At 69.0% G+C, this 6,213-nt stretch carries 7 protein-coding genes; 3 read left to right on the plus strand and 4 right to left on the minus strand.

What is annotated here, in order from left to right; genetic code table 11:
- Positions 1–29: 29 nt before the first annotated feature.
- Entirely contained in the window at positions 30–1,115 is a 1,086-nt protein-coding gene (locus tag ACZ4FV_RS40660; RefSeq protein ID WP_465325736.1) for an S-(hydroxymethyl)mycothiol dehydrogenase, read from the plus strand.
- Positions 1,112–1,738, plus strand: a complete 627-nt coding sequence (locus tag ACZ4FV_RS40665; protein WP_395866334.1) for an MBL fold metallo-hydrolase — start codon at positions 1,112–1,114, stop codon at positions 1,736–1,738. The genes ACZ4FV_RS40660 and ACZ4FV_RS40665 overlap by 4 nt, the downstream gene beginning before the upstream one ends.
- Positions 1,739–1,810: 72 nt before the next feature.
- Here ACZ4FV_RS40665 and ACZ4FV_RS40670 read toward each other — a convergent pair whose 3' ends face one another.
- Positions 1,811–1,975 (minus strand): hypothetical protein, encoded by a 165-nt coding sequence (locus ACZ4FV_RS40670; protein ID WP_395866336.1) that lies wholly within the window; start codon positions 1,973–1,975, stop codon positions 1,811–1,813.
- A 315-nt stretch (positions 1,976–2,290) separates the two neighbouring features.
- Here ACZ4FV_RS40670 and ACZ4FV_RS40675 point away from each other — a divergent pair, with 315 nt between their 5' ends.
- A complete protein-coding gene (locus ACZ4FV_RS40675; RefSeq protein ID WP_395866338.1) occupies positions 2,291–3,379 on the plus strand; it encodes an NYN domain-containing protein in 1,089 nt (362 codons plus the stop codon).
- 132 nt (positions 3,380–3,511) lie between these two features.
- On the opposite strand, the gene ACZ4FV_RS40680 is transcribed toward ACZ4FV_RS40675, so the two are convergent.
- From ACZ4FV_RS40680 to ACZ4FV_RS40690, 3 genes are read right to left on the minus strand one after another with little or no spacing between them, the layout of a single operon-like run.
- Entirely contained in the window at positions 3,512–4,627 is a 1,116-nt protein-coding gene (locus tag ACZ4FV_RS40680; RefSeq protein ID WP_402230443.1) for a methyltransferase domain-containing protein, read from the minus strand.
- Positions 4,624–5,613 carry an MvdC/MvdD family ATP grasp protein gene (locus ACZ4FV_RS40685; RefSeq protein ID WP_402230441.1) on the minus strand — a complete coding sequence of 330 codons (990 nt, stop codon included), beginning with the start codon at positions 5,611–5,613 and terminating at the stop codon, positions 4,624–4,626. Before ACZ4FV_RS40685 ends, ACZ4FV_RS40680 begins: the two co-directional genes overlap by 4 nt.
- Positions 5,573–5,857, minus strand: coding sequence for a hypothetical protein (locus ACZ4FV_RS40690; RefSeq protein ID WP_402230438.1), 285 nt, complete (start codon positions 5,855–5,857; stop codon positions 5,573–5,575). The genes ACZ4FV_RS40685 and ACZ4FV_RS40690 overlap by 41 nt, the downstream gene beginning before the upstream one ends.
- Positions 5,858–6,213: the final 356 nt, after the last annotated feature.

Genomic DNA, 6,213 nt, shown 5'->3' on the forward strand with positions numbered 1-6,213 from the left:
CATCCAGCGGTTGGGGAGAGGCGGAGGACATGAGCAAGTCGGTACGCGGCGTCGTCGCGCGCGGCAAGGGCGCACCGGTCTCGATCGAGACCATCGTGGTGCCGGACCCGGGTCCGGGCGAGGCGCGCGTGAAGGTCCAGGCGTGCGGCGTGTGCCACACGGACCTGCACTATCGCGAGGGCGGCATCGGTGACGAGTACCCGTACCTGCTCGGCCACGAGGCCGCCGGCGTCGTGGAATCGGTCGGCGAGGGCGTCACCGAGGTGGCCGTCGGCGACTTCGTGATCCTGAACTGGCGTGCGGTGTGCGGCGATTGCCGCGCGTGTCGACGCGGCCGTCCGCAGTACTGCTTCGCCACGCACAACGCGAAGCAGAAGATGACGCTGGAAGACGGCACCGAACTGAGCCCCGCGCTCGGCATCGGCGCGTTCGCCGAACTCACACTGGTCGCCGCCGGACAGTGCACCAAGGTCGACCCCGAGGCGGACCCGGCCGCGGCCGGCCTGCTCGGCTGCGGGGTGATGGCCGGCCTGGGCGCGGCGATGAACACCGGCAACGTCGGGCGTGGCGACACGGTCGCGGTGATCGGCTGCGGCGGCGTGGGCGACGCGGCCATCGCCGGTGCGCGGCTCGCGGGCGCGGCGCGGATCATCGCCGTCGACCTGGACGACCGCAAACTGGAGTGGGCGCGCCGGGCCGGCGCCACCCACACGGTGAACTCGAAGGCCGGCGACCCGGTCGAGGCGATCCGCGAACTGACCGGCGGCTTCGGCGCGGACGTGGTGATCGACGCGGTCGGCCGCCCGGAGACCTACAAGCAGGCGTTCTACGCCCGCGACCTGGCCGGCACCGTGGTCCTGGTGGGTGTGCCCACTCCGGAGATGACCATCGAACTGCCGCTGCTCGACGTGTTCGGCCGCGGCGGCGCGCTCAAGTCGTCCTGGTACGGCGGCTGCCTGCCCTCGCGCGACTTCCCGACGCTGATCGACCTGTACCGCCAGGGGCGCTTCGACTTGGACGCGTTCGTCAGCGAGCGGATCACCCTGGAGGACGTCGAGGCCGCGTTCGAGAAGATGCACCACGGCGACGTGCTGCGTTCGGTGGTGATCCTGTGACGCGGATCGACCACGTGGTCACCTCGGGCGTCTTCTCGCTCGACGGCCAGGACTTCGACGTCGACAACAACGTGTGGATCGTCGGCGACGACCGCGAGGTGGTGGTCGTGGACGCCGCACACGACGCGGCGGCCATCGCGGCCCGGGTGGGCGATCGTACGGTGACCGGCATCGTGCTCACCCACGGCCACAACGACCACATCAACGCCGCCGCCGAGTTGGCCGAACTCACCGGTGCGCCGATCCACCTGCACCCGCGGGACCGGATGTTGTGGGACGTGGTGTACCCGGACCGCGCGCCGGACGCCGCGTTGGCCGACGGCGAGGTGATCACCGTCGCGGGCACCGAGTTGCGGGTGGTGCACACCCCCGGCCACGCGCCGGGCGCGGTGTGCCTGTACGCCCCGGAGCCGGGTGTGCTCTTCTCCGGCGACACGTTGTTCAAGGGTGGCCCGGGTGCCACCGGGCGCTCGTTCTCGTCGTTCCCGGTGATCCTCGATTCGATCAAGGCTCGCCTGCTCGCGCTGCCCGAGGGCACCCGCGTGCTCACCGGGCACGGCGACGAGACGACGATCGGCGCGGAGGCGAAGGACTACGACGCCTGGGTGGCCCGAGGCCACTGAGCCGAGCCCGAGGGCCTGTGGACATGGCGAGGGCGCTTCCCCCACACGGGGAAGCGCCCTCGGTTCACGCAATCAGCCGGCTTCCGCCACCTTGACGGGGCGGATGTACAGGCGCTCGCCGTATGCCTCGGCTCGTTTGAGAGCCGCTTGCACGGTGTCGATGTCGGCAGCGCAGCTGACCGGGTTGGACCCGGTCTTCTCCTGGGCTCGGCTGAGGTTCGTGATTCGGTAACGCATACGCGTCTCCCTTCCCTCCGGTCCGAAGTCGCACGGGGCCGAATGGTGCTACGGCCTCGTCTACAAGGATTGGGTGCCGGGATCCGTACGGATCGGCAAAGACCCGGCAGGGGTCACTACCGGCACCACACTGAACAACAGCGGTCACACCGATAGCATTCCCTTGACTGAAATGTTCCTTTCCTGACTTTCCCCGGGTTACACGTGACGCATGACGCGACATCACGCGCCGAGCAAGCGAGGACGCGACAGCGACCGGCATAGGACAATGCCGGTCTGACACATCGGCCGGACGCCGATCGAGCAGCAGCGGCCATGGGAGGACGAGAGACTTTGCACGATCCGGGAGAGGACGACGTCCGGACGGGCGCGACGGCCGTCTTCGGCGCCGTGGTGCACGAATCCGGCGGGGACCTCGGCGCCGAGCACGGTGGTCCGCTCGAGGACCATCCGGTCGCAGGCTTCGAAGCCGGACCCGGACCGCTGCCGGACCTGGCGGAACCGTTCACCCGACCGGCCGTACTGGTCCAGTCCGTCTCGCCGCCCCTGCACTTCGGTACGCACGCGCTGTTCGTCGACGTCGGCTACGTGTACGCGGCGATGGGCCTGCTGGTGGCCGGCTCGGCCGAGCGTCGCGCCTTCCGGGTGGACGCCGAACAACTGATCACCGGCCTGATCGACGAGGCGCGCCGGGTCTTCCCGGAGGGTCGACTGCTGCGGGTGTACTGGTACGACGGGGCGCGCGAGCGGGTGCACACCGTGGAGCAGCGGCAGATCGCCGAGCTGCCCGACGTCAAGGTCCGGCTGGGCAACCTCAACGCGCACAACCAGCAGAAGGGCGTCGACTCGCTGATCCGCAGCGACCTCGAATCGCTGGCGCGCAACCACGCGATCGACGACGCCGTGGTGATCAGCGGTGACGAGGACCTGGTCTCGGCGGTCGAGGCCGCGCAGTCCTACGGCGTACGCGTGCACCTGTGGGGTGTGGAGCCGGCATACGGCACCAACCAGGCCGACCCGCTGGTGTGGGAGGCCGACGTCACCCGGATGCTGCATCGCGAGTTCTGCGAGACGTGCGTGACACCGGTGATGCTGCCGCCGTCGCACGCCGGCGCGCTCGCGGTCCAGCCGGGCGGCCCGCCGACCGCCGACCAGGCATGGCGGATCGGCCAGGAGATCGCCAAGCGCTGGCTGGTGGTGCGCGGCCGGGAGAACCTCGCCGACCTGATGCCGGGCCCGATGTTGCCCCAGGCGATCGACCGGGGCCTGCTCGTGGACGCGGAGAGCGTGCTGCAATATTCGCTCCGCCCACACGAGGACCTGCGCCGCGCACTGCGCAACGGCTTCTGGGACCGCCTCAACCAGGAATTCGGCCTCCCGGGCACGGAACTGACGGAGGGCTGAACGGCTCGGGCCTTCCTGCGCAATCGGCCGAGCCCGGCGACCGCACTGTCATCACCGGCCGCCGTGCCGTCGGCCGTGGGGAACTGCACGTAGCCCCCGCCGAAGCGGGGGCTACGCAGCTCGACCAAGCCGCTATCCGGCGTAGGGCGGGAAAAGCGCCCACTCCCCTCCAGTGCACTCGACCGACACGGCGTGTGTCCCGTCGGGGGCGACCGCGATTCGATACGCACTGCGCGACGGTCGCCCATGCGCCTGGTAGTCACCCCAGATGTGGCCCAGTAGATCGGCCAACCGTCGCGGCCCCGCTTGGCGTGCGATTCCCTCTGCGGTGATGGTCGCAATCGAGCCATCCCGGTGCCAGAGGGTAAGCACACCCGGTGATGAGGCATCGGTCAGCACTTCGTCCGGACTCGGCCACAGCGAGACCAGGAACGTGAACTCGCTGTCCTCCCAGGCCGTCACCGGCATCGCGCAGGGCTCCGCAGGCCCCTTGGGGTCGTCGGGACGCCCCATCAACGGCGCGCCGTCGGCCGGGCGCAGACTCATGAAGTACGCCCCGGTCGAAAGGAACCGGCCCTGGACGCCGTGCTCCTCGTCGACGTCGAGGACGGCGACGCCGGCGCCGAGTGCAACGACGATGAGTCCGCCGGGATGAACGGCCCGGCGCCACGCGGCCGGGAGACGATTCACTCCGCAGGTCGCGATGAGTCGATCGGTGCTGTCGGGCTTGACCACGCTGTCGCTTCCGCCGTCGCCGCAGACAACGGTGATCTCGCCATGCCCGGTGGCTTCGAGTGCGGCTCGGGCGTCGAAGACCAGTTCCGGGGCAACGTCGATGGAGAGGACGTTTTCGTCTCCCGCGAGCCGACCCAGAAGGCCCGCGTTGTATCCCGTCCCCGTGCCGATTTCGGTCACCGTCATCCCGCGCCGCACATCGAGCGCATCGAGCATGTCGGCCATGAGCGAAGGCACCGTGGACGAGGACATGCTGGGCCAGGTCGAGGTGAGAAGCACCTGGTCGCGGTAGACTTCGTCGAGCCAATCCGGGTGTCTGCGATCCACCTCCTCGGACACCCACGAGCCGTCTTCGACCCGACGACGGCGCGTGAACCGGGGTACGTAGACGTGGCGCGGCTCCTCCCGGAACGCGTCGGCCACTTCATGCCGGAGCGCGTGGCCACCGGCGATCAACGCGTCAACCATGGCCATGCGCCGTAGGACTGCTTCTTCTCCTTCGAGAGTCGTCATGTGGTTGCGGCCTCCTCCAAGCAGTCGGCGATGGCCCGGCAGATGTCGTCGCGGTCGGGTGTGAAGGCCCACTGCCCGTTCGGGTTCATTTCGAGTGCCCAAACGGTGCCCGTGGCGTCCTGTACGAGGTCCCATGCGGCAAACACCAGACCGAAGCCGCGGGTTACGGTACGAATGCCCGTCCGTACCGCCTCCGGCAGCGTCCCCGGCGTGTAGGTGACCGCGTCCCGGCCGGCCGCGCGGACGTCGAGGTACGGCACGGACGAGTGCGCCTCGCTGATGAACAGGCGGTCCGCCACTACGGCCACCCGGTACTCGACCACCTTGTCGCGGATCTCGTGTTGGAGGAAGTTGGCAGTCGCTCGCGCTCGCGGGTGCCCGTAATGCTCCGGCGGAACCCGCGCGACGTACAGCACCTGGTACCCCTCGGGGCCGTCGTAGGCAATCGGGCCGAGCGTCTTCGATACGGCCGATTCCTTCGCACAGAAGCTGCCGTGATCCTGCGGGACATTGCCGATCCAGGTGGCCGGAACGAGTAGACCGGCCGTAGCGAACGCGGCAAGTTGCGCAGGCTTGGTGCACGCCATGATCGCGAGAGGGTGGTTCACCCATGCAACGTCGGGGAGCGAGTACAGCACGCCCATCATGCCGCTACGGGCCTCCCGCGAGGCGAACTCCCGAGAGGGGCCCGCCTCGACACTGCCCGCCGGAAAGTTCGACGGGCGACGCCAGAGGACCGCACGCAGGTCTTCCAGGCGCACGGTCCTGGCACCCTCCGCGAGTCGGCCGCGCCAGCCGTCCTGCCCGAACGTCGCCGACAGGTCCACCGAGTCCGGGAACGCGCCGGTGTCGATCCGTGCGAGCGGAATACCCCGTCGATTGAGTTCCTCGACCACGAAATCGGCGGTGGCGTCGAACGAGCCGGTGGCAACGAGGATTCGCGGGTCAGGCATTGGGGGTGGCGTCGTCCGGCTGGCCTTGGTCAATCGCGCCCTGTTGTCCGTCCGAGTGAACGTCGGAGGACGTGATGGCCATGCGCACGATCAGCCCGCTCTCGATGATCGGGACGCCGTCCACCAGGGTGATTTGCCGGCGCTCGTCCAGGGTCACGGCCCCCGGAAACGGAGTCTCGTTCGATACCGACATGCCGTAATCCAGGTGGAGGGGGACGAGGAGATCAGCTTCCGGCGCCTGCTGCGTAGGAGCCTGTGCCTCGATGGTGTTGTGCATTGTCGAGTGTCCTCTCTGGTAGCCGATGTTCGGTGTCTCTGCCTCTCGGGCAGTGACGCAGGGGTGACTTGCGCGCCTCTGCGCCGATCGACCACGTTTCCGCCGGATGTCCTGGGCTCAGCACGGTCCTGGGTCGAACTGCCCGCGTCTCGGATCGGGTTCGGACCCGGTTCGCGAGCGCATTGCCGGCGTGAACCCGCAATCTCCAGAAGACGCAGCCGTGTGGTGGTTCAAGGAGGAGGCGGCCAGGTGATGCGGCCTGGGGGTGCCTCTATGTCTTTCGTCAAGGGTGAGCGGGTCGTGCTGCGGCCGGTTCGGCCGGGCGGGATTTGTAGAAGGTGCCGTCTCTGAGCATG

This window comes from Embleya sp. NPDC025285, from assembly GCF_055558835.1.